This is a genomic window from Paraflavitalea devenefica, from assembly GCF_011759375.1.
Classification (GTDB): Bacteria; Bacteroidota; Bacteroidia; order Chitinophagales; family Chitinophagaceae; genus Paraflavitalea; species Paraflavitalea devenefica.
Genome location: NZ_JAARML010000003.1, coordinates 402,796 through 424,899, shown reverse-complemented (window position 1 = coordinate 424,899; position 22,104 = coordinate 402,796). Strand labels below are relative to the sequence as shown.

Sequence of the window (22,104 nt, the reverse complement as noted above, 5' to 3'; positions counted from 1 at the left end):
GCTTAATTTTTGAGTTAAGGGGAAATAAACAACATCAATAATTTCAGGTATCATACTTATCGGATCTATGCTATAAATATTTTAAAGGAATTCAGCAGTTCGTACTTTTTAATAAAATACTTGATGTACAATATTTTCCTCTTCCTGATCTCCTTGTGAATTTCTGTTTTTTGCTCTTTGGCAAATAGGGAGCACTGTTTCATCAATTTCCTCGTTTCAATAGTCTGTTTAAACTGGTCCACCAGTTTTTTAGGACTGTATACACCGCCACTGTGCTTACGGTACCTGGCACCGACAAATCCCAGGTCGGCCGCCTTTCCATATCCCGACAGCAAACCAAACAGGAAAGTGTCGCCGCTTTTTGCTTTGAACATCTCAGGGGGTATCACCTCAAAGCATTTCCTGAATACCACAGACAGGGTGGGAATACTGATATGAAAGATTTCCCGTGGATCGTAAGAGGCTATACTGTTCAATGCTTCCTGTCCATTGAGCAGCTTATCATTTTCATCCACGCTTTGTACGCGGTGGAAACACATTACATACGCCGGATGCCGTTCCAGGAAGTCAACCTGTTTCTGCAATTTGCAGTTGTCGGTCCAGTAATCATCTCCTTCACATATAGCTATATACTTACCGGTTAACCGGGGATAACAAAACTCGTACCCATTCCTGGCGCCTCCCACGTTGGCTGTATGGTATACCGGCTTGATGATGCCTGGATACCTGGCTTCAAATTCCGCAACAATACGCCGGGTATTGTCGGTAGAGCAATCCTCCCCAATGACCACTTCAAAGGGAAAATCGGTTTGTTGCATTACCACCCCTTCCAGGCACTGCCTGATGTAATTTTCGTGGTTGAACGTGATAATACATACCGAGACCAATGGCCTTGTCATCTGATTGTGTTTTTTGTATACTGTTTCAGGCAGGGGGTATCTGTTTATTAAAGCTGGTCCGCTTCTTTGTTGGCATTATCCCGGTGGGCCTGCAAATCATACATGTGCCGTGTAAAGATCATTTTCTCCAGCATCATTTCTTTATTGGTATCGTAGTACTCTGATATCTTCCGGAAGCCAACTGATTGACCCAATATGATCGCCGCAGCATTCCTGGAGTTGATCTGTACGTAGATCGTATCCAGCATTAATTCATTAAACCCATGGTCAAATATTAAACAGATGGCCTCGTAAGCCCTTCGTTTGCCCCAGTACTCCATTTCACCGATAAAAATGTGCATTTGCCCTTCCCTGTCGAGGATGTCCGTCAGGAAAATGTTCCCTATGTATCTATTATCTCCTTGCAGGCATATCGCAAACCGCCTTTCGTTCTCCCGCTGAAGCACCTCCATAAGCCAGGCAGTTTCTATTTCGGGGGTAATGTATTTATCGGGTCTTGCGCCGGTAAACCGCCATATCCGGGGGTTATTACGCCATTGGTAGGACACCAGTGCATCCTGAATGACGAGGGGTCGTATGTACACTGAGTAGTTCATGTCAGGTTTTTTATCAGCTTTACCATCCTTTCCATATCTACCTGGTTATACCGGTGGTCAATGGGAAGCGGCAATAAATGATCCGAGACTAATTTTTCAATTTCAAAACCAGGGTAATCCCGTTCCCGCACATCTGTCCAATAGGTGGGAATAAATACCTGGTGATCGCCAAACAACTTTCTGCTTACCGGCTTATTCAACAGTACCGGGTATACCATGGGCACACAATCGTCACGGCCCTCCGGTGGAAATAAATGCTGCTCCCGGAAAACAGTATCGAGGTAACTGTAGTTGCTATACCGTTTGCCGATCACCATTTCATAATTAATGTTGGAAAGCAGGTATTCACTCAATTTGGACATACCGGTAATTTCAGTGCCGCACAGCACCTCATTTTCAAGAAAGGCCCGGTATCCTTCCTGTACATGATCGTTGAACCTGGTGATCAGGTGGGAAACGAGGTATTGTTCATTCCTGCCGGAATAGCCAGACAGGTTGATGTGTTGCGGGGCATACAGGAATGATCCGTCGGGTACGCCAAAGTATTTACGGCATGAATTAAAGAACCATGACCAGCCATTGCCTTTCATAAAGAAGGCCTGCGTACAATCAACAATGAGCCTATCCCTGTATTTATCGGAAAGACGCTGTACAAATTGTCGCTTAACATCAAAATAGTTGATGTACAGGAAATATTCATGTGGCCCCAGTTCCGGCAATTCATCAGGCTCCAGCAGGTGATTGATCTCATAGAACAGGTAATGGGTTTGGGCAGCCTCAAAAGATTCCAGCAAACCATTGCAGGTATAGAAGGGAACGTATACCAGCGACGGCTTTACCAACTGAAGAATGTAATGAAGCGCCGACCGGCCGCTCTTAAAGGTATAAGGGGTGGTATGATAACGATGTGCCCCCCTGGTCAGTTCCAGCTCGTAATACCCACCTATGGGAGTCATAATAACTGATAATCATTTAACATTTCATGAATCTCAACAGGATGATTGAACATCATAATATCAATAATAGACAGGCCAGGCAAAAATCCATTATTGTATTGATTGTATTCCCTGAGATTGGGTTTTACGAAATGCAGCTCAATATTGCTTTTTCCGAACACCTCCTTTTCGTAAAGCTCCCTTCCGCCGGGCGGATTAAAATAGGCAGTAGCGCCCAGTTGTTCGCAGATCTTCAAAGCCCAGTCGCCGGTAACCTGTACCTCTGAATAATTAAGACCCAGTTCTGATGAGATAGCCATGTTGTATTGAATGCCGATATAGTTACAGGTTGCCTGCAGGCAGCGGCTGTTCAATTTGGTGATGTTTGTTTCTTCCTGCTGCAGGCAATCGTGTATCAATTGCCTGACCTGTTCATAGTAAGGCGCTTTTTTCCGGTAATATTCCACCTGCCGGAGTATCGTACGCTTCCAGGTACCCCCTTCCACCACCCGGATGTCCTTAATGGGATCATGACTTTTATGTTTCGATACCGGTACGATGATGTATTGATAACCCTCTCCCGGACTGAGTATCCTGTTCCTGTTGATCCATCCATGCCGGATGTACTGAACATCATCGCATAATATAAACCGGTCAACAACATGAATAAGCTGAAACTGCCCAAGATAAGGGAAGAAATACGGTTGCATGATGGCCATCTTCATCGTTCAATAGTTCTGTGCTCTGAACAATATCCTTATTACAAAGTTTACCTCCTCTGTGGTCAACTTATGATGCATGGGCAGGCACATAACCCGTTTGGAAATACAAAGACTCACCGGGCATTCGTATTGGTCTACAAATTTCAATGTATGCAGGGATGGGTAAAAATACCTTCTTGGGTAAATCAGGTTGGCATTGAGGTACATTTCAATTTTTTTGATCAGTTCCTCAGAAGGCAGCAGGATAGGTAAATAGGAATAATTGTATACCGTGTTCTTCTGGATTAGCTGCAGCTCTTTATCCAGCCGCTCCAGGTTCTCTGTATAATATAGATACAGCTCTTTTCTTTTGGACAGAATTTCATCCACATATTTCAGGTTCGCCAGCCCCATGGCCGCATGGAATTCAGAGTTCTTGGCATTGATGCCCACACAGGCAAAATTCTCAGGCCCGTCAAAGCCAAAGTTGCGCATATAGGCCATTTTCTTCAGCAGTTCGGGATCCTGGGTGAATACAGCGCCTCCTTCCACCGTATGAAAAATTTTGGTGGCATGAAAGCTGGTGGTGCTGATATCGCCATAGGCATATACCGACCGGCCATTGTATTTCGTACCAAAGCAATGGGAAGCGTCATAGATCACTTTCAGGTTATGCGCTTTGGCAATGTCATCAATGGCAGCGATGTCGCAGGGATTTCCAAATACATGGGTGGCCAGTATGGCCGAGGTGCGGGGAGTGATGGCCGCTTCAATCCTGTCAGGATCTATATTGAGCGTGGCAGGATGTATGTCTACAAATACCGGTTTACAATTCTCCCACATAGCACTGCTGGTAGTGGCTATGAAGGAAAAGGGCGTAGTGATCACTTCACCTGTTAATTCCAGCGCCCGGATGGCCAGTTGTAACGCAATGGTTCCATTGGCCACGTACAACATGTGGGGCACATCGAGGTACATTTTTATCCTCAACTCAAATTCATTGACCAGGGGGCCATTATTGGTCAGCCATTGGCGCTGCCAGATATCCCTGATGTAGGATTCATATTCCTCCACCGGTGGCAGGAAGGGTTTAGTAACAGGTATCATGAGTCGTGGGTTAAAACGCCTGAAGCGCTACTAATTTTTTAAACCTGGAGGACTTATGGATCATTTCATCGAAAGAGCCGGAGGCAGCCACTTTACCTTGTTCGATGAGGTAGATGGTATCGGCCCTTTTAATGGTAGATAAGCGATGGGCAATCAGGATCATCGTAAGGTTTCCGTATAGCTTTTCAATATTCTCCCGGATAATTTTTTCTGTTTCGGTGTCAAGGGCGGAGGTCGCTTCATCAAAGATCAGTATCTCGGTATTCTTATACAGCTCACGTGCAATGGAAATACGCTGCTTTTGTCCGCCGGAGATCAGTATGCCATTATCACCCAGCACGGTATGTTCCTGTTGGGGCCTGGAACGTACAAATGCGGTGAGGGAAGCCATTTCAATTACCTCGTCAAACCGCTTTTTATTGCCGGGTGTGGGTTCTGCCCAGAAAGTAACATTATTGAAAATAGAATCATTGAAGATGACCGATTCCTGGGAGATATAACCGATCCGGTCGCGGTAGCTGTCGAGGTCTATTTCGCGGATAGGGACAGCATCAATGAGCAGTTCACCGCCGGCAGGATAGATCAGTCCCGCGATCATATTGGCAATGGTGGTTTTCCCCGCGCCGCTTTCACCCACAAGCGCTACTGTATTTTTTTTCGGGATGGTAATATTGATGCCATCCAATACAGGCTTACTATCATACTGGAAAGTTACCTGTTGCAAACTGATCTGCTTTTCAATGGCCGTAAACGGTGTAGAGCCTTTTACTTCATGCAGCAGGCTCATTTCGTCCAGCATACAGGCCACGGCATTCATGCCGCCTATATTCTCTATGAAGCCCTGCCAATGGTTTTGTACGGTTACCAGGAAGCTCAATGCCCGGTAGAAAAGCAAGAGGCTTAAAATAATGGTGCTTAAGCTGGCGCCCATCCAGTTCAGTTGTAATAATATGACCGCCGTTACGACCAGAATGATCATGGGCTCTTTGACGCTGGTGGTAATGGCATTCATGTTACCGATCCTCCGGTTGAGGTATTCCGCGTCATTGATCACCTGCTTTAGTTTCCGGGCATAGCGGCTAAAGGTATTGGTGGATTTCAGGTATTTAAAGTACAGCGTGGTCTGCGACAGGAAGCCATTAAAGTCACTTCCTTTTTTGGACAGCTCCACCGACATCCGTTTGGTAGCCTTATAGATCCTCCGGTAAATAAAGTTGGATGAAGCCGCACCTATACACACCAGGAAAGCAAACTGGTAATTGGCCAGGAAGGCCAGCACCATATAAGTACTCAGCATCACAAAGGCCTGGGCCGCATCAAAATAAAATCTCATGGTCTGGAACAGCCGCTGCACATCTACCGTCAACGTGTTCTGTATCCTGCCGGCATCCAGCTTTGAAAAAGCGCTGTAGGACAATGCCTGCAAGTTATTAACCAGGCTGAACCGTATTTTTTTGATGAAGACCTGCCTTAGTTTGGCATAATAGCTAAGCTGCGCAAACCGCATGAGCCCTTTTAATGTAAACAAAGCCACCAGGGTCATTAAAATGGTGGTAACGGTCAGGTCCCATCCAAGCAGCCGGATAAAGTGGGTAAAATACCGGAGCTGTCCCAATGCATCCTCACTCCCGGCATTGCTTCCTTCTGATACTACCTGCAGCAAGGGAATGAACATAGCCAGTCCAATGCCGTCGAGACAACTGATCAGTACACTTAATCCCAGGAACAGCAGTAACCTGTTGCCAATGATCTGGTAGTAAAATTTGAGATACCCCCAAAAACCGTTCTTATATTTTAGCTGCACAGGCGGTAGTGATGTATGATTTTCATAAAGAAGCGTTTACCTGTTGTTTCAGGCAATTTTTAGATTAGTGCGATCTTTATTCTTTTTCCGCTTCATCCTGGTCATATCTCCATATCCATAACCATAGCCATGTACATTGTTGAATCCTTCACCGGGCTTAATGCCATTTACGATCAGGCCGGGACGTGGGATCTTCTGGTCTTCATACAACCGGTTCATACGCACCAGGGACGACCGTAAAGAATATTTATGGCGGATAACAAAGAAGGAGCAGTCGGCCCATTTGCCAAGCGCCAGCGCATCAGATACCGCTTCAATAGGCGGCGTATCCAGGATGATAAAATCAAATTCCTTTTTCAGGGTATCAAACAACAATTGCATCCTGTTATTGAGAATGATCTCGCCCGGATTGGCCGGCAAGGGATTGCCTGAACTGATAAAGAACAGGTTTTCGTATTCTGTCACCGGTTGAATGATGGACGCTACATCTGTTTCTTCGGCCAGGAAATTAGCAATACCAGTGGTATTGGCAGCGCCAAGGCTGGCCGATAAACCTGGATTGCGCAGGTCAAATTCTACCAATACCACTTTCCTGTTGCTAATGGCCAATGTATTAGCCAAGTTCAAACTGATAAAGCTTTTCCCCTCGCCACTGATACCGGAAGTGATCAATACCACTTTGGCCGAGGCGCCCTTGTTGACGTATAACATATTTGTACGGAGGGTCCTGAACTGTTCGGCCACCGGTGATACATTGTCTTTTTTCATCACCATCTCCTGTTCGAGACGTGACACCAGGGCAATTTCCCCTGCAATGGGCAGCGTGGTCGTTTTGTAGATGTCTGCCGGTGTTTCAATGCGCTTATTCAGCAGGAACCTTATCAATATCACCATCACCGGCAACAGGAGCCCTGCAAGAAAAGCTGCGGCATAGACGATGGAAGGCTTGGGGTCCTGTACGCCATTCACCCCCCAGTCAACGATGCGTGATCCCGATATACCTGATGAAGCGAATTCAATATTCTTGTCTTCTTTTTTTTGCAGCAGGAAGACGTACAATGATTGCTTGATATTCAGCAGGCGGTTTACCTGTATATAATCTTTTTCCTTTTCCGGCAATGTTACAAACCTGCCGGTGGTACTGCGTTCCTGGCTGGCCAGGAAATTATTGCTTGTAGCCAGCTCCTGCCGGATGCTGGCAATGCGGTTTACAATATGCACCCTGGTACTCTCCAGTTTTACATTGATAGGCGGTAACCGCAGGTCCTTGGGCGCGCCCTGTTCCAGTATATTGCTCTTCTGCGAAACGAGGTCATTGTATTTGGCTACCAGGTTGGCCAGGTCTACATCCTGCAAACCGGGTACATTGATCCTTTCTTCCCTGCCCCCCGCTGCCTGGATATTCGCTTCTATCAGCTTCAACAAGCTTTCCTTATAATCATTGTCGCTCTTTTTGGAATCAATACTGGTAAGGCTGCTCAGCAATTGGTTGGCCGAAGAGGATACATCATTGATCTTGTTGCTGGCTTTAAAATTGCGCACATAATTTTCCTGGGTATTCAGTTCTTCATTAACAGTAGCCAGCCTGTTGTCGAGAAATGCTATTTCTGAACGCAGGGCCTTATTCTTAAAAATATAATTGGCAAGATCATATTTATAGATCAATACATTAACGATCTGTTGAGCCCGTTCGGGTTTTTCATCCCGCATCACTACCTGCAACATGCCCATCCCTCCTTTGGGAACAGGCGCCACGATCAGTCGCCGGGCAATGCCCGCTATGGCAGCTTCCCTGTTTACCTGCACTTTCCCCTTTGGGGTTATTTTTATATCCAGCTTCAACGAATCCACCACCTCCCCGATCAATGCTGCAGATTGCAGTTTAAATATTTCACCATTTACATCAGGATAGTTCCTGGCATTGGCATTGCCGGTAGAAGAAAAGGGAGAACCGCCCAATATATTAGCAGCTTCATTGGGTGGTTGTACCTGGATAAAAGCTGCCACCTGGTACAAGGGTACCGTAACCCGTAACCAGGTATAAGCCGCGGCCATACAAAGAACAACGGCAGCAATACACCAGCCGTAATTCTTCCCTACTTTAGTCAGGAACCGCTTTACATCAAAGCTACTGCTGCTTTCTCTTTCATCAACATAAGACTGTTCCATGTCTTTTGTTTTTACTAATTAGAAATAGCGAACCCGAGGGTGACCACGCTCACCACCAGCGTAACAATAGAAGCCACCAAACTAAAGTCTTCCCTGAAAATTGACCCACGCCTGGTTTGTACGTATAGTACGTCATTGGGCTTCATCTGGAACGTTTGCTGGTTATACAGCAGGCTCTTATTGGTAAGGTCTATCTGAGTAACGGAACGTTCCCCGTTATAATCCCGGTAAAGATGAACATTGTATTTTTTAGCCGTATGCGGCAGATCGCCTGCAGCAGCCAATGCCTCGAGTACAGTGGTCCGTTGCGCCCCGGACAGGTTAAAGGTGCCAGGCGTTCGTACTTCTCCCAAGACAGTAACACTGAAGGAAGTGAATTTCACTTCTACTATCGGGTCTTTCAGGTAAGGACTTACCATGGCAGTCAACTTGCTCTTCAGTTGCCGGGAGGTCAGGCCCTTTACCTCAATCGTTCCCAATACCGGCATTTCTATTTTACCGGATGGATCAACTGTATAAGCCTGAGAAGGTATACTGGCCGGCTGTGCACCAGGCGTACCCGTGAGCACAGCCGTACTGGCCTGTTTGTTAAACGGGCTTACGGCGTCCTGGTCTTTTGCATTGAATACAATATCCAGGTTATCGCCTTTTTCAATGACCCGTTCTTCTTCTTTGACCTGCGGCAGACGCACGAAGGTTGAATCGGGCAGGTTATTGAAATAATTCAATTTCCTGGAAGCCGTGCACGATACAGCACTTAGCGCCAGCGCGAGGAAGAAGCAAGCCATCCCCGGTTGAATGGCCGGTGAATGATTTTTTTTCATGGAAATATATTTATGTGTACAGAATGCGGTTTGATCTTTTATACCACTCTACTGCCATCTCCAACCCTTTGCGTACATTAATGTAAGGCTGGTAGCCTATCAGCCGGTGTGCTTTGCTGATATCGGCCAGGCTATGCTTTACGTCGCCTTTTCTTTCATTCCTGAATACGGGCAGCAATTCTGTATCCAGGATGTCACAGATATGGTCCCATAGCTGGTTGAGCGTAGTAGATTCGCCTACAGCAATATTTATTACTTCATGTTGTGTAAGCCCGGCAGTGAACAAAGCCCTGATATTGGCCTGTACCGCATTTTCAACGAAGGTGAAATCGCGGCTGGTGGTGCCATCTCCATTAATGAACGGGCTTTCATTTTTCAAGGCTGCTTCAATAAATAGGGGTATCACAGCGGCATAAGGGCCGGCCGGGTTCTGGCGGGGGCCAAATACATTAAAGTAACGCAGGCCGATGGTATGAAAGTCATACAACGAGGAACAGACATTCGCATACAGCTCATTCACGTACTTGGTAATGGCATAGGGGGAAAGCGGCCTGCCGATCACGTCTTCCACCTTGGGCAGGTCCGGATGATCGCCATAGGTGCTGGAGCTGGCCGCATATACCATTCTTTTAACAGCAGCATTACGGGCGGCCATTAATATGTTGAGGAAGCCGCCTATGTTCACTTCGTTGGTGGTGACTGGGTCATTAATGGAGCGGGGCACTGATCCCAACGCCGCCTGGTGTGAACAATAATCCACTCCTTCAAGCGCTTTTTGGCAGGTATGCGGATCGCGGATATCGCCTCTCATTAATTCAAAATTGGGAAGACTCATGAACGGTTCTATATTTTTCAGGGAGCCGGTGGAAAAGTTATCCAGCACCCGGACATGGCCCGCCTGGTATTGCACCAGGTATTCAACAATATTGGACCCAATAAACCCGGCGCCTCCTGTAACAAGGAAACTGTGACCGTTGAGATCAATCGTATGGAACTGCTGGTAATGCATATACAGGTAGTATTATAAGCGTGCGTCTACCAATTCTTTATCCAACACTGATTTCACATCGAACAGGATGTTCCGGCCATTGGATATTTTCCTGATCATTTCGTAGGTGAACTGCTGGTGGGCCACTGTTACAATGACTGCATCATAGTTATTGCCGGCGGGCAGTTCGCGCAGGGTGCTGATGCAATATTCATGTTGCACTTCTATGGGATCGGCCCAGGGATCATAAACATCCACATGAATATGGTATCCCTTCAGGTACTTTATAATATCAATCACTTTGGTATTTCTTACATCCGGACAATTTTCTTTAAACGTGATACCCATCACCAATGCCTTACTGCCTGCCACTGGTATGCCTTTTCTGACCATCATTTTTATCACTTCGCTTGCTACATAGGCGCCCATGCCATCGTTGAGCCTGCGGCCGGCCAGGATGATTTCCGGATGATAGCCTGCTTCGAGGGCTTTTTGCGCCAGGTAATAAGGATCTACGCCTATACAATGCCCGCCTACCAGGCCCGGCTTAAAGGGAAGGAAATTCCATTTGGTAGCTGCTGCGGCCAGCACATCGCCGGTATCAATGTTCAGGCAATTGAATATCTTGGCCAGTTCATTGATGAAAGCAATGTTGATATCGCGCTGGGCATTCTCTATGACTTTCGCGGCTTCCGCCACTTTTATAGAAGGGGCCAGGTGGGTGCCGGCAGTAATGATGCTGGCATAGAGCTCGTTGATGACCTGGGCAGACTCGGGCGTGGAGCCGGAAGTAACCTTTTTTATTTTGGTAACGGTATGCTCTTTATCGCCGGGATTAATACGTTCGGGGGAATAGCCTACATAAAAATCCTTGTTGAAGATAAGGCCCGACACATTTTCCAGCACCGGCACACACTCTTCCTCGGTAACGCCCGGGTATACAGTAGACTCATACACCACTATATCGCCTTTTCTTAACACTCTGCCAACCGTGGCGCTCGACTTTCTTAAAGGAGTAAGGTCGGGCCTGTTATATTTATCAACAGGTGTGGGCACGGTAACGATGTATATATTGACGCTCCATAGCATTTCAGGCTGACAGGTAACAAACAGGCCCGGCAGATCATCATTCTCTTCTTTTAATACTTCCTGCAGCTCATCAGGGCTGGTTTCCAGTGTACAATCATTCCCCCCGCGCAGGTCCTCTATCCGTTTTTCTTTGATATCAAAACCAACCACCGGGTATTTCTTTGCAAATTCCACAGCCAGTGGAAGGCCTACATAGCCCAGGCCGATGATGGCAATTTTATGCTCTTTCATATTGATTGACTATTTCGCCAGGTTTGCTTTTTCTATTTCAGCGGTCATTGCAAATCCGAGGGATGGCAATAATACTTTTACAGTTTTATGTTTTACTTCCACCACATCCCCTTCCATCATCATCAAGGGGCCGCTCACGATCCTCACATGGTCATTCACATTGAACTCGATCCGTTCCAGCCTGATATTCCTGTATTCGTTCAGGAACTGTTTAATGGTGTCAATCTCTTCGTCGCGGATAACAGCGGGTTTTCCGAGGTAATGCACGAAGTTGAGGACTCCATTCACCTGCCTTACGGCCAATTGTTCTTTTTCCCTGACATGCACAAATACATACGATTTGAACAATGGCTCCATAATAATTTTCTTCCTGTCGCTCCATCGTCGTTGTATCCTTTGCAGAGGGCAATAATGCTCTATTCCATACATGACCATCAATCCGGCCACTTTTTTTTCCCAGCAGGGTTTGGTATATACGGCATACCATTGTATTCCCATTTGCATAATGTAAATAGATTAGTCAGGATGTATGTTGCAGGCAAGAGCTTCGCTATCCCCTGTCACAGCGGGGTGTTATTGATCGGTAATAGCGGTGTGTTAATCCAAGAGCCCTTTCAATCCCATTTAAGCGGGATTGAAAACAAATGCTGGATAAGTAATTGCGTTACTGCCACTGCAGCAGGTTGCAATTGATAGGAATGTGCGGCAAGAAAGTGGTGTGCGGAAACCGGGCTATTCACAAGGAACAGGATGGATCAACTTGAAGGAATACAAAGGAAAAAACTTAGGAGGACATTGAGAGGATAATTGGCGTAGCAATCGTGAGCGTAAAGGTGCATTGTTTTTTTTCGTATTTTTTTTCCATTAATATCCATTAATTATTATTTATAATGATATTGACTCTGATTTAGTCAACTGCAGGTCGAATTCCCGGAAGTAAACGAAGCCTGTTTTTTTAACCAGGTACTGTACCTGCTCATTCACTTCCTTCCGCACAATAGCCTTGGGAAATAAGCTGCGTTTCAGGAAGAGCAGGTAAAAGGAAAGGTAATCGTGTAAGAGAACAGGCAGCGGCTTATCGTTCAATTCGGCATACAGCGACAAGGCCCTTTTGGTGCTGATATGATTGGAAAAGAAGCCGCTCATTAATTTTAAGATATTCAGGTGCGTAACAAATTCATCCCGGAGGCAGCCTGTAAGGAAGGAAGGCTTTATTTCATCACTGTTCAATACCTCCCATGACCGGCCAAACTCACCCGCCAGCAATAATGCCTCCCCTACCAGGTAACCTGCACAATAACATGATTTGGCATGTGATGACCAGATATCAAAATCGGCCAGTTCGTTCATGCTATCGAGGCTGTTAATTTCCTTTTTCTGCATGATCTGGTTAAAGACCAATACGGCATAATACCGGTCCACCAGCAAGGGGTGGAAATTCATTATTTCCGATTGCCGGAATACATTGAGCAGGTTAAAATATTTCTGGAATAAGGTGGCATTCGCTGTTAAAAAATACCGGTAGCAGTAAAGCACATAGGCAAAGAATTTCTGTTCCCTGTTGTGCGCGTTCAGCAGGTAATACTGCAATCCATCGCCATAAACACTATCAAGGGCATCTATATTTACAAACTGTTCAAAAAAGAATTTCCGCCCGAATACACTGGGCGCCATGGCACAATATACATCGGCCGCCAGTTGACGGTCATCCGCCATTAATGTAGCGATGTTTTTTATTACCTGCAGAATGCCGGGCTCTATTTTGTCTTCCGTATCTATTTGTGAGAAAACATCTACGATAAACTTTGAGGAGAAAGTAGCGTTGATCTGTTCCGCTTTCTTGCCGGCATTCAGTGTTTCAAACTCGGAAAAAGATTTATAACCCACATACCGGGCAAGGGTGTCGAGCGTATGAACAGAGGGATTAAAGCCGGTGCGAATGATACCGAAAAAACGGTTTAATGTTTGAGCGCTCAGGGATTCACCAGTTACCAGTTGAACATCATGTTGTAGTTGTTGTATATGAGAGGAGGTACTGCAATCGAGGTTCAACTTAATTTTTATCAGGCGCTTCAACAGTTGCAAAGCATTTTCATTGACAGCAGTTCGTTTCCTGGCCATATCATACCATTTAAATCTTGTAACTATTTGATTGAGATCATAGCATTCCTGCCTGCTCAATCAATCCTGTCAAGGGATAACAGATACTACACATTACATGGTTAAAAGGTCATCCAGAGGAAAGAATTCAGACTGTCGTATATGAAAAGTAAATAAATTCCGGGATTAAATAAAATATTTTTATAATAGAACAGGTACCGATGCATGATTATGCGGAATGTGTGGCGGGTTGTACACGGCCAAGTTTAAAGAACGCAAGGATCACCAGCCCGGTGATAATAACCACACTGCTGCCGGCCGCTATTTGCAGTCCGGCCACAAAGGCATCGTGTGCTGCGTTGAGCAATGCATCGCCTGAAGGCCCTGTCAACTGGCCTGCTTCCACCACTGCACTACCCAGGGTTTGTTTGGCCGCCTCCGCCGCCCCGGCTGGTATACCATCGGGAACGGTTATATTCATTTTACTGCGGTAAACGGCTGTACCCACACTACCCAGGACGGCCATTCCCAAAGCGCCGCCAAATTCAGCACTTGTTTCTGAGATGGCCCCAGCCGCTCCTGCACGTTCTGGTGGCGCCGCCCCAATGATGAGATCGGTAGCCATGGTAACCACCGGTGCAAAGCCGAGCGAAGAACAAAGCAATCCCACGATCAGCAGGCCAATACCTGTATCAGCCGTTACCTGGGTAAGGATAACAAAACCAATCGCTGCCAGCACCAGTGCGCTGGCCATGAATTTCCCTGGCGTAAGATAACGGAGAAAGAAAGGCCCCGCCATGGAGCCAACTATAAAGCCGGCAAAAGAAGGCAATGACCAGAGGCCCGCCTTAATGGGTGATAATCCCAGCACCAGTTGCAGGTATTGAAAGGTAAAGAAGAAAGAACCAAACATCACAAAGCATCCCATTCCGTAGATCATTAAGGAAGCGCTAAAAGCTGGTATTTTAAACAAGCGGACATCTATGAGCGGATCGGCCAGCTTTGCCTGCCTTTGCAGGAAAAGGATACCTATGCCTATGCCCGCCACGATAAAGATTACCGGCACCCAGCCAACACCTTCGGCAGCAATTTGCTTAAGTCCATAGATGATGCACAATACAGCGGTAAGCGATAGCACGGCGCTAAAGAAATCCAACCGGCCGGCCTGGGGATCTTTGAACTCAGGCAACAGAACAGGCCCCAGGGTGAGCAGCAGGATCATAACAGGAATAGCCAGCAGGAATACAGAACCCCACCAGAAATGTTCCAGCATCAATCCGCCTATCAGCGGACCAATAGCGCCACCGGCTGAATAACTGGCAGCCCATACACCGATGGCCATGGTACGCTGACCAGGGTCCAGGAACATATTGCGGATGAGGGATAGTGTAGACGGCGCGAGTGTGGCGCCGGCAATACCCAAAATAGCGCGGGCGGCAATGAGCATACCGGCGGTATTAGCGAACGCCGCCAATATGGAAGCCACCCCAAATGCAGCAGCACCTATCATCAACAGTTTACGCCGCCCGATCCGGTCGCCCAGGGTGCCCATGGTGATGAGGAAACCTGCTACCAGGAATCCATAAATATCCATGATCCACAAGAGTTGTGTGCTGGAGGGTTTAAGGCTGGCGCTCAATTGCGGCACGGCGAGGTTCAGCACCGTAAGGTCCATGGAATACAGTACGCAGGGAAGGGCTATAACAGCCAGTCCCATCCATTCTTTACGGGTAGCTTTTGGTGGCGCCGTTGCAGCCGCCGTTGTTTCCTGCTCAGTGTTTATCATGGCTATACTTTATCTACAAACCTACCCGTATTCCGGCATATACAGGGGGTGCAATTACGGCATTGTACGGGGTTGATTGCGACAGTGTTTCTCCTTAATTTTAGGATATGAAACATTTATCCATACTGGTCCCGGAAGGCGCCATGCTGGGCGCCGTTGAAGGACCGCATAAGCTGTTTACAGAGGTGAACGGTATATTGGCCAATATGGGCAGGGAACCCCTGTTCAAGGTACAACTGGTGGGCCTTACGCCGGCTACCAAACTGAATAACGGGTTATTCACCGTACATCCGGAACTGACGATCAGGGAGGATTTTAAAACAGACCTGATCATTGTGCCGGCTGTAGCGGGCAACCTGGAAAAAGCAGTGGCCATCAACCAGGATTTCATTCCCTGGATCCAATACCAGTACAAGATGGGCGCAGAAGTAGCAAGCCTTTGCCTGGGCGCTTTCCTGCTGGCTTCTACCGGCCTGCTGAAAGGAAAGAAATGCGCTACCCATTGGCTGAGCGCGAATGATTTCCGGAGAATGTTCCCCGAAGTAGATCTGGTGATCGATAAGATCATTACCGATGAGCAGGGCATTTATTCCAGTGGCGGCGCTTATTCTTACCTCAACCTGGTATTGTACATTATTGAAAAATATGCAGGTCGTGATGTGGCCATCCTGTGCTCCAAAGTATTCGGGATAGAAATTGACCGGGGCACACAGTCACCCTTCATCATGTTCAACGGACAGAAAGAACACGAAGATGAGCCAATCAAACAGGCACAGGTATTTATTGAAAAGAACTTCCAGGAAAAGATCACGGTGGAACAACTGGCCGGGATGTTTGCCATGGGACGCCGGAACCTGGAGCGCCGCTTCAAGAAAGCCACTTCCAATACAGTCGTAGAATATATACAGCGCGTAAAGATCGAAGCCGCCAAACTCAGCCTGGAATCCTCCCGCGAGAATGTGAATGAAGTGATGTACAAAGTAGGTTATTCAGATACCAAGGCATTCCGTACTACTTTTAAAAAGCTCACGGGGTTATCGCCGGTGCAGTACAGGAATAAGTACAATCGTCCCGTTACAGCGTGACCGGGTCATTGCAGCTCAAATTTAATAACGGTGTTATTGCCCCTGCTAAGCCCGTAAAATACAGGATTCCTTTTCGCGGAAGGGTCTAACGCAATGCCCTGGCCATACACGGGAACAGGTATTGTTTTTATATGTTTAAGGGTATAACCCATCTCCGGTAGCTGCATCACATACAATTCAGGGTTATCATGCCCGGTGATGTACAATAAACCGTCTTTACCCCATACGCCGCCTGAATTGCTTTTGGTACCAAATTTTTCTATGATGCCGGCAGGATAGATCCAGGATTGCACCATCTGCCAGCTTTTGGTAAACTGCACCAGACAACTCCAGCGGTTGTCTTTTCCCTCTGCAGCGCCACGGCCGGTATAATGGGCAAATGCTACCCACCAATGCCCGTCATGTTCATCTATCCAGGTTACAGAACCATAGCCAATACCAAAGCTATGATTACCGGTATGCTGCATAGTAGCCACATCAAATATTTCTATGGAACCGGCCATGGGCGATTGAGGATAGTTGGAATTGGCGCAATACAGCTTTCCTTTTATCACAACGCCACTGTTGAGGTGCTTCACACTATCCTTTGTGCCATCCCAGACAGCTATTTGTTCACCGGTCGCTTTCCGGTGTTTGGTAATGGTGCTGTTATTGATCACATAGAAATGATCTTTATCTACTGCCACGGCCTGCTTGGCCTCCTTTACAGGAAACTGCTGTACATTAATCACTGTTTGACTAAACACATAACAGGGTAAGAACAGGAAAACAAGTTTAATGATCAATCGCATAATTTTAAATTATTATTTCTCCCACCATCCTTTTACCGTGCTTATATCTTTTCCACCGAGAGCCTGTATGGCCTTCTGCAGGTTATCGGGGTTTAGTGACTGCAGGTAACCGGGATAGAGGAAGCGGGAAGGGAACTGGTTTTCTGCAGGAATACCACTGCCTCTTGGCAGTATAGGATAACCTGTTCTCCTTTTTTCAAACCATGCCTGGCAGTCAACAAAATAATACGCATAATATTTCTGCAGCATGATCTGTTCCAACTGGCTTTCCGTGCTTCCTGCCTCGTTGTATACAACGCCTGGTTGTTGCAGATAGCCGGCAGGCATTACAGCTCCCCACTGCGCCATAGAAGCAGTGATGCCGTTCTCATAATGCTTCTTTGCTGTATTACCGGTAGCAAAGCCCTTCAGAGCCAGTTCTGCTTTGATAAATTCCAGTTCGGCGCAGGTCATCATCACCCCCAGCAGCGGAGAAGTTTTTAAAGCATCTTTATAACTGGAATTTTTATCGGTTACGTATACGGTGGTACTTGGGTAGCCGCTTTCAATACCGGTATAGGTATCCACCCCATTTACTTTTACGGTGGTGGCCCACACTCCCCGCCGGGGGTCGTCGTCGGTATTCATTTTATTCATGAAGAACAAGGTGTAATAATCATTTTGCCGCCAGCCCAGGTCTCTTTCATTATAATACGGGTTATAATAAGGATTGGTGCCGGGATAACGAAGAATAGCGTCATCTGTGGTAGCAGTGAACACCGGGTATTTAGCCGCATCACTTAAAATGGTATTGATCTGTCCGTTCACATCTATTTCCCCGTTACGCTTTGAGATACGCAGCAATAAACGCAGCTTTAAAGAGTTACAGAACTTCTTCCATTTAAGTACTCCCGCACCACCTGTTCCCGGACTTGGGTTCGCATTGTACACAATATCCCCGGAATAGGTCAGCGCTTTGGAAGTATTGAGCAGGTTATTGGCAGTATCGAGGTATTCCAGCAGCGTTACATAAATGTCCTTCTGACTGTCAAACGCAGGTGTTACAATGCCCTCTTTTGCCCGCGCCGTTTGTGAAAAAGGGATATCACCAAAACCATCTGTAAGTATGGAATAAGACCAGGCCTTATAGATCAGCGCAATAGCTTTGTAGTTATCTTCTTTCAGCGTAGTGGATATAGTATACAGGTCTTCCAGGTCGGTCATCCTCGAATAAAATCCATCCCATAAGCTGCTGCCGGTTTCCCCGGTTATCACGTAACGGTGAGCGCCGCCACTGGTGCTTTCACGCGGGGCGGTTACCTGCATCAGTTCATGCGTAAAGCCTTTAGCCCTCGCAATACTGGTATTCACAAAACGGTACTGCATTTGTCCCAGCAAAACGCCGGGTGTAATGGTGGTAGGACGTATGGGATCGGTATTGATCTCCTCAAAGTTTTTGGTGCAGGAAGCCAGGAAAACCCCACAGCACAAAATGATAAAGTATAGTATACGGTTACACATAAATAACTGCTTTTGCAATAAGTTAGAATTTGAATGTAAGATTGATACCCATATTCCTGGTAGAAGGGAACTGCGCCAGTTCTACACCGGGCGTAAGGGTACCGCTATTGAGGTTGCCACCTTCCGGATCAAAGGCCGGGAATTTGGTGAAGTTGAACAGCTCCCTTCCGTACACCGCAATGGTGGTTTGTTTAAACCTTATTTTACTCAATAATTTTGGGGGCAGGTTGTATTCAATACGTGCTTCCCTGATCTTGAGGAAGGAGGCATCGAAAATATTCATCTCTGCATTGCTTCTCGCATATACGTTCTCATAATAGGCCCTTGCATTCACCTTCACCGTATTGGGCTGATATTTTCCATCAGCGCCCAATACCACCCCATCGCCCACAATACCGCCATCACGGCCAGGCAAGGTGACTTTGGTATTGCCAAACTCGTTGTTCTTGTGGTTGGTCTGTGAAAACATATCACCACCTTTCTGTCCATCCACCAGGAGGCTTATTCTGAAATTTTTAATGGTAAATTCATTCAGCCAACCAGCCTTCCAGTCGGCAAAGGCATTGCCCCACTTTCTGGCCACAGGGTCCAATGTAGCAGGAACACCGGTAGAAGTATAGATGATCTTTCCTTCCGGTGAACGTTGAAATCCTTTACCATACAGATCGCCCATACGTCCTCCTACCCTTGCTTCGATGGTAACATCAGAACCATGCGCATAAATAACCTGGCTGGTGATGCCGTCGGCCAGTTCTTTTACGTAACTGCGGTTCAAGGACCAGGTGAGTGTAGAAGTCCAGTTAAATCGCCGCCCTTCAACAGGCTTACCGGTGAGCTTCACCTCCACACCGCGGCTATTGATCAACCCGGCATTCACCATTTTACTGTAATACCCCGAAGTCTGGTCCAGTGGTATGGCAATGATCTGGTTACGGCTGTTATTGGTGTACACTGCCACATCAAGACCCAGCCGGTTCCTGAATAAACGAAGATCAATGCCTGCCTCATAGCTGGTGGTGATCTCTGGTTTCAGGTTGGCGTTATAGAGTACGGACGGATTGGTAAAGCTATTGCCATAAATGCCATTATAGTATTTACTGGTTTGATAAGGCCTGGTATCATTGCCCACCTGCGCCCAGGACAAGCGCAGCTTGGCAAAGGAAACCGCCGCCGGAAGCGTAAACAGTTGGTCCAGCACAAAGCTGGTGCTCACAGAAGGATAAAAGAAAGAATTGTTGGAATAAGGCAGGGTGCTTGACCAGTCGTTACGGCCGGTAACATCCACAAAGATCTTTTCGTCATAGGAAATTTGCCCCAGGCCATACAGGCTGTTGATCGCTTTCCTGCTGCGCTGTGGATCGGCCACGGCAGGATCAAGGCTGTTGGATATCTGGTATACGCCGGGTTGCGATAACTGATCGGCGTACATACCGTCAAAATCATAAGACTGGCGCATGGCATTGGCGCCTGCTGAAACACTGTACTTGATCTTATGGGTAAGCTGGTCGCGCCAGGTAAGCAACGCATCTGTATTTACTTCATAGCTGAATACATCCTGTGTACGGAACATGCCCCGCGGGTATTTGGTCATGCTGAACGGACGTTGCTGGGAACGCAGTTCCATACCCATATCAATGCCCGATCGTACCATCAGCTCCAGTTTGGGAGAGAATTCATAGGTAGCAGAGATATTACCGGTTACACTGTTCTTCTTCATCTTATTCAGCATCTCATACATACCGAGGTAAGGATTATCGGGGCCAGCATAAAAAGGCCGGCGCTGTTGCACCTGTTCCAGGCCCGGCATCCAGTAAGGCTTGAACCATTCAGGTTTTACATTAGTAGTAGTACCAATGATGAGGAAGTACATCAGCGTTTGGTTATTATAGCCCGCCGCCGGCAGGTTATCACTTTGCTTGTGGGCATAATTTACCTTGGCATTGATCTTCAGCTTATCCGTCACTTTTTGCATGACCGACAAAGCAGCATTGATCCTTTCATAACCGGTATTGGGAATGATCCATTCATTTTTTAAGTGGGTAACCGATAAACGCATACTGCCTTTATCACCGGCACCTTCAATGGCTATACTGTTTGAAATGGTATGGCCCACCCGGAAATAGCCTTTGCGCGAATCTTTATAAGGCACCCAGGGCGTACGTTCGGTAGGTTTGCCATCAGGTGCATTGGGATTGTATTGAAAATATAGTTGTCCATTGTATTTAGGACCCCAGGAACGGCCCCCTCCTGCCGAAGTACTGGTATTGGCGCCATCCGGACTATCGCCATAGGAATAATAAGTATCTACACGTCCTTCTCCATATTCATATTGATAATCGGGCCAGCGGTTCACATCATCTATGCTTACATTCAGGTTATAGGTAATACCCAATCCTTTATCACGACCGCCCGATTTAGTAGTGATGATAATAGCCCCGCCGGCAGCACGGCTGCCATACAGCGCTGTAGCTCCCGGCCCTTTCAGCACCGTTATCTTTTCGATATCATCCGGGTTAATGTCCGATACATTGGAACCATAATCTACCGGGTTATCGGCCGACAGGTGTGAGCTGAAACCCGTACCGGTAATTTTGCTGCTGATGGGTACGCCATCTATCACGATCAATGCCTGGTTATTGTCGAGGTTTAGCGACGATTCGCCCCGCAGGGTGATCCTTGAAGAACCCATGGGTCCCGATCCGGTTCCCATAATGTTCAACCCGGCTACTTTTCCTGTGAGGGCATTTGCCCAGTTGTTGGTCTTTGCATCTTTTACCGTTTTCTCTCCCACCGTTTGGGCAGCATAGCCCAGTGACCGTTCTTCCCGGCGAATGCCCAGCGCTGTTACCACTACATTCTCCAGTTGAGCCTGGTCTCTTTTTAAGGTGATGTGCAAAGGATTGGTGATCTCAGCAGCGGGTATTGACTTTGTGATATACCCTACTGAGCTGATCTGCAGGGAAGCTTTACCATCGGGTAACAGGACAGAGAAAGCACCTGTAGAATCAGTAAGCGTCATTTTATTGCCTGTACTGATCACCGCGCCGGGCACACCTTCCCCGCTTTGATTATCTTTAAGGGTACCATGGATGGTACGTTCACCCGCGGCCATGTTTTCTTTTTTTCCTGCAGCAGCCAGTTTTTTAACAGCAATGTTTTTTCCGGACACCAGGAAAGACAAACGATGTTTATCCTGCAACCACAACAGCACTTCCCGCAGCGGTGTATGCTCAAAACGGACATTGGAAAGTTTTACTGCCGACATAACCGGCTTCTCAAAAGAAAAAACATAATCCGTCTGACTTTGTAACGATTCCATCAGCATGGCCACATCGGCAACCGGCGCTGTAAAATTGACCTTTTGGGTCAGGTCGCTGAAGCGCTCCTGGGCAATGCCTTTTTGAAAAACGGTCAGCAGGAATACCATACAGCAAATGCCTGCGCGTAACAGGAGATGGAAGAATGCATGATTCAGCATAACTTTGGTTTGAGTTTTAAG

General features: G+C 46.9%; 17 protein-coding genes. 1 reads left to right on the top strand and 16 read right to left on the bottom strand.

What is annotated here, in order from left to right:
• Positions 1–65 precede the first annotated feature (65 nt).
• The 13 genes from HB364_RS20030 to HB364_RS19970 all read right to left on the bottom strand — a co-directional run bounded on the left by HB364_RS20030 (position 66) and on the right by HB364_RS19970 (position 15,229).
• Positions 66–899, bottom strand: a complete 834-nt coding sequence (locus tag HB364_RS20030; protein WP_167290103.1) for a glycosyltransferase family 2 protein — start codon at positions 897–899, stop codon at positions 66–68.
• A 47-nt stretch (positions 900–946) separates the two neighbouring features.
• Positions 947–1,495, bottom strand: a complete 549-nt coding sequence (locus tag HB364_RS20025; protein ID WP_167290102.1) for a GNAT family N-acetyltransferase — start codon at positions 1,493–1,495, stop codon at positions 947–949.
• Positions 1,492–2,451: a hypothetical protein gene (locus tag HB364_RS20020; RefSeq protein ID WP_167290101.1), complete on the bottom strand. Its 960-nt coding sequence runs from the start codon at positions 2,449–2,451 to the stop codon at positions 1,492–1,494. Before HB364_RS20020 ends, HB364_RS20025 begins: the two co-directional genes overlap by 4 nt.
• Complete coding sequence (locus tag HB364_RS20015) at positions 2,448–3,155, bottom strand: WbqC family protein (protein ID WP_167290100.1); 708 nt, start codon at positions 3,153–3,155, stop codon at positions 2,448–2,450. Before HB364_RS20015 ends, HB364_RS20020 begins: the two co-directional genes overlap by 4 nt.
• A 3-nt stretch (positions 3,156–3,158) precedes the next feature.
• Positions 3,159–4,238, bottom strand: coding sequence for a DegT/DnrJ/EryC1/StrS family aminotransferase (locus HB364_RS20010; protein ID WP_167290099.1), 1,080 nt, complete (start codon positions 4,236–4,238; stop codon positions 3,159–3,161).
• Positions 4,239–4,248: 10 nt separating this feature from the next.
• On the bottom strand, positions 4,249–6,042 hold the full coding sequence (locus HB364_RS20005) for an ABC transporter ATP-binding protein (RefSeq protein ID WP_167290098.1): 1,794 nt from the start codon (positions 6,040–6,042) through the stop codon (positions 4,249–4,251).
• Positions 6,043–6,090: 48 nt separating this feature from the next.
• The gene (locus tag HB364_RS20000) at positions 6,091–8,211 is read right to left on the bottom strand and encodes a GumC family protein (RefSeq protein ID WP_167290097.1); all 2,121 of its coding nucleotides are present in this window, start codon (positions 8,209–8,211) and stop codon (positions 6,091–6,093) included.
• Between the two features lie 14 nt (positions 8,212–8,225).
• Positions 8,226–9,035 carry a polysaccharide biosynthesis/export family protein gene (locus tag HB364_RS19995; protein ID WP_167290096.1) on the bottom strand — a complete coding sequence of 270 codons (810 nt, stop codon included), beginning with the start codon at positions 9,033–9,035 and terminating at the stop codon, positions 8,226–8,228.
• 10 nt (positions 9,036–9,045) lie between these two features.
• The gene (locus tag HB364_RS19990) at positions 9,046–10,044 is read right to left on the bottom strand and encodes an SDR family oxidoreductase (protein WP_167290095.1); all 999 of its coding nucleotides are present in this window, start codon (positions 10,042–10,044) and stop codon (positions 9,046–9,048) included.
• Between the two features lie 12 nt (positions 10,045–10,056).
• On the bottom strand, positions 10,057–11,343 hold the full coding sequence (locus HB364_RS19985; RefSeq protein WP_167290094.1) for a nucleotide sugar dehydrogenase: 1,287 nt from the start codon (positions 11,341–11,343) through the stop codon (positions 10,057–10,059).
• A 9-nt stretch (positions 11,344–11,352) separates the two neighbouring features.
• Positions 11,353–11,847 (bottom strand): UpxY family transcription antiterminator, encoded by a 495-nt coding sequence (locus tag HB364_RS19980; protein ID WP_167290093.1) that lies wholly within the window; start codon positions 11,845–11,847, stop codon positions 11,353–11,355.
• Between the two features lie 381 nt (positions 11,848–12,228).
• Positions 12,229–13,464 (bottom strand): hypothetical protein, encoded by a 1,236-nt coding sequence (locus HB364_RS19975; RefSeq protein WP_167290092.1) that lies wholly within the window; start codon positions 13,462–13,464, stop codon positions 12,229–12,231.
• Between the two features lie 208 nt (positions 13,465–13,672).
• Complete coding sequence (locus HB364_RS19970; protein ID WP_167290091.1) at positions 13,673–15,229, bottom strand: MFS transporter; 1,557 nt, start codon at positions 15,227–15,229, stop codon at positions 13,673–13,675.
• A gap of 107 nt (positions 15,230–15,336) precedes the next feature.
• Here HB364_RS19970 and HB364_RS19965 point away from each other — a divergent pair, with 107 nt between their 5' ends.
• Positions 15,337–16,314, top strand: a complete 978-nt coding sequence (locus tag HB364_RS19965) for a GlxA family transcriptional regulator (protein WP_167290090.1) — start codon at positions 15,337–15,339, stop codon at positions 16,312–16,314.
• A gap of 5 nt (positions 16,315–16,319) precedes the next feature.
• On the opposite strand, the gene HB364_RS19960 is transcribed toward HB364_RS19965, so the two are convergent.
• From HB364_RS19960 to HB364_RS19950, 3 genes are read right to left on the bottom strand one after another with little or no spacing between them, the layout of a single operon-like run.
• Complete coding sequence (locus tag HB364_RS19960; RefSeq protein WP_167290089.1) at positions 16,320–17,105, bottom strand: YncE family protein; 786 nt, start codon at positions 17,103–17,105, stop codon at positions 16,320–16,322.
• A gap of 12 nt (positions 17,106–17,117) precedes the next feature.
• Complete coding sequence (locus HB364_RS19955) at positions 17,118–18,605, bottom strand: SusD/RagB family nutrient-binding outer membrane lipoprotein (protein WP_167290088.1); 1,488 nt, start codon at positions 18,603–18,605, stop codon at positions 17,118–17,120.
• Between the two features lie 22 nt (positions 18,606–18,627).
• Positions 18,628–22,083: a SusC/RagA family TonB-linked outer membrane protein gene (locus HB364_RS19950; RefSeq protein ID WP_208420026.1), complete on the bottom strand. Its 3,456-nt coding sequence runs from the start codon at positions 22,081–22,083 to the stop codon at positions 18,628–18,630.
• Between the last annotated feature and the right edge of the window lie 21 nt (positions 22,084–22,104).

Excerpts from the sequence above, each read along its gene's own strand:
- HB364_RS20030 (WP_167290103.1), bottom strand. The coding sequence starts at position 899 with ATGACAAGGCCATTGGTCTCGGTATGTATTATCACGTTCAACCACGAA.
- HB364_RS20025 (WP_167290102.1), bottom strand. The coding sequence starts at position 1,495 with ATGAACTACTCAGTGTACATACGACCCCTCGTCATTCAGGATGCACTG.
- HB364_RS20020 (WP_167290101.1), bottom strand. The coding sequence starts at position 2,451 with ATGACTCCCATAGGTGGGTATTACGAGCTGGAACTGACCAGGGGGGCA.
- HB364_RS20015 (WP_167290100.1), bottom strand. The coding sequence starts at position 3,155 with ATGAAGATGGCCATCATGCAACCGTATTTCTTCCCTTATCTTGGGCAG.
- HB364_RS20010 (WP_167290099.1), bottom strand. The coding sequence starts at position 4,238 with ATGATACCTGTTACTAAACCCTTCCTGCCACCGGTGGAGGAATATGAA.
- HB364_RS20000 (WP_167290097.1), bottom strand. The coding sequence starts at position 8,211 with ATGGAACAGTCTTATGTTGATGAAAGAGAAAGCAGCAGTAGCTTTGAT.
- HB364_RS19995 (WP_167290096.1), bottom strand. The coding sequence starts at position 9,035 with ATGAAAAAAAATCATTCACCGGCCATTCAACCGGGGATGGCTTGCTTC.
- HB364_RS19990 (WP_167290095.1), bottom strand. The coding sequence starts at position 10,044 with ATGCATTACCAGCAGTTCCATACGATTGATCTCAACGGTCACAGTTTC.
- HB364_RS19985 (WP_167290094.1), bottom strand. The coding sequence starts at position 11,343 with ATGAAAGAGCATAAAATTGCCATCATCGGCCTGGGCTATGTAGGCCTT.
- HB364_RS19980 (WP_167290093.1), bottom strand. The coding sequence starts at position 11,847 with ATGCAAATGGGAATACAATGGTATGCCGTATATACCAAACCCTGCTGG.
- HB364_RS19975 (WP_167290092.1), bottom strand. The coding sequence starts at position 13,464 with ATGGCCAGGAAACGAACTGCTGTCAATGAAAATGCTTTGCAACTGTTG.
- HB364_RS19970 (WP_167290091.1), bottom strand. The coding sequence starts at position 15,229 with ATGATAAACACTGAGCAGGAAACAACGGCGGCTGCAACGGCGCCACCA.
- HB364_RS19965 (WP_167290090.1), top strand. The coding sequence starts at position 15,337 with ATGAAACATTTATCCATACTGGTCCCGGAAGGCGCCATGCTGGGCGCC.
- HB364_RS19960 (WP_167290089.1), bottom strand. The coding sequence starts at position 17,105 with ATGCGATTGATCATTAAACTTGTTTTCCTGTTCTTACCCTGTTATGTG.
- HB364_RS19955 (WP_167290088.1), bottom strand. The coding sequence starts at position 18,605 with ATGTGTAACCGTATACTATACTTTATCATTTTGTGCTGTGGGGTTTTC.
- HB364_RS19950 (WP_208420026.1), bottom strand. The coding sequence starts at position 22,083 with ATGCTGAATCATGCATTCTTCCATCTCCTGTTACGCGCAGGCATTTGC.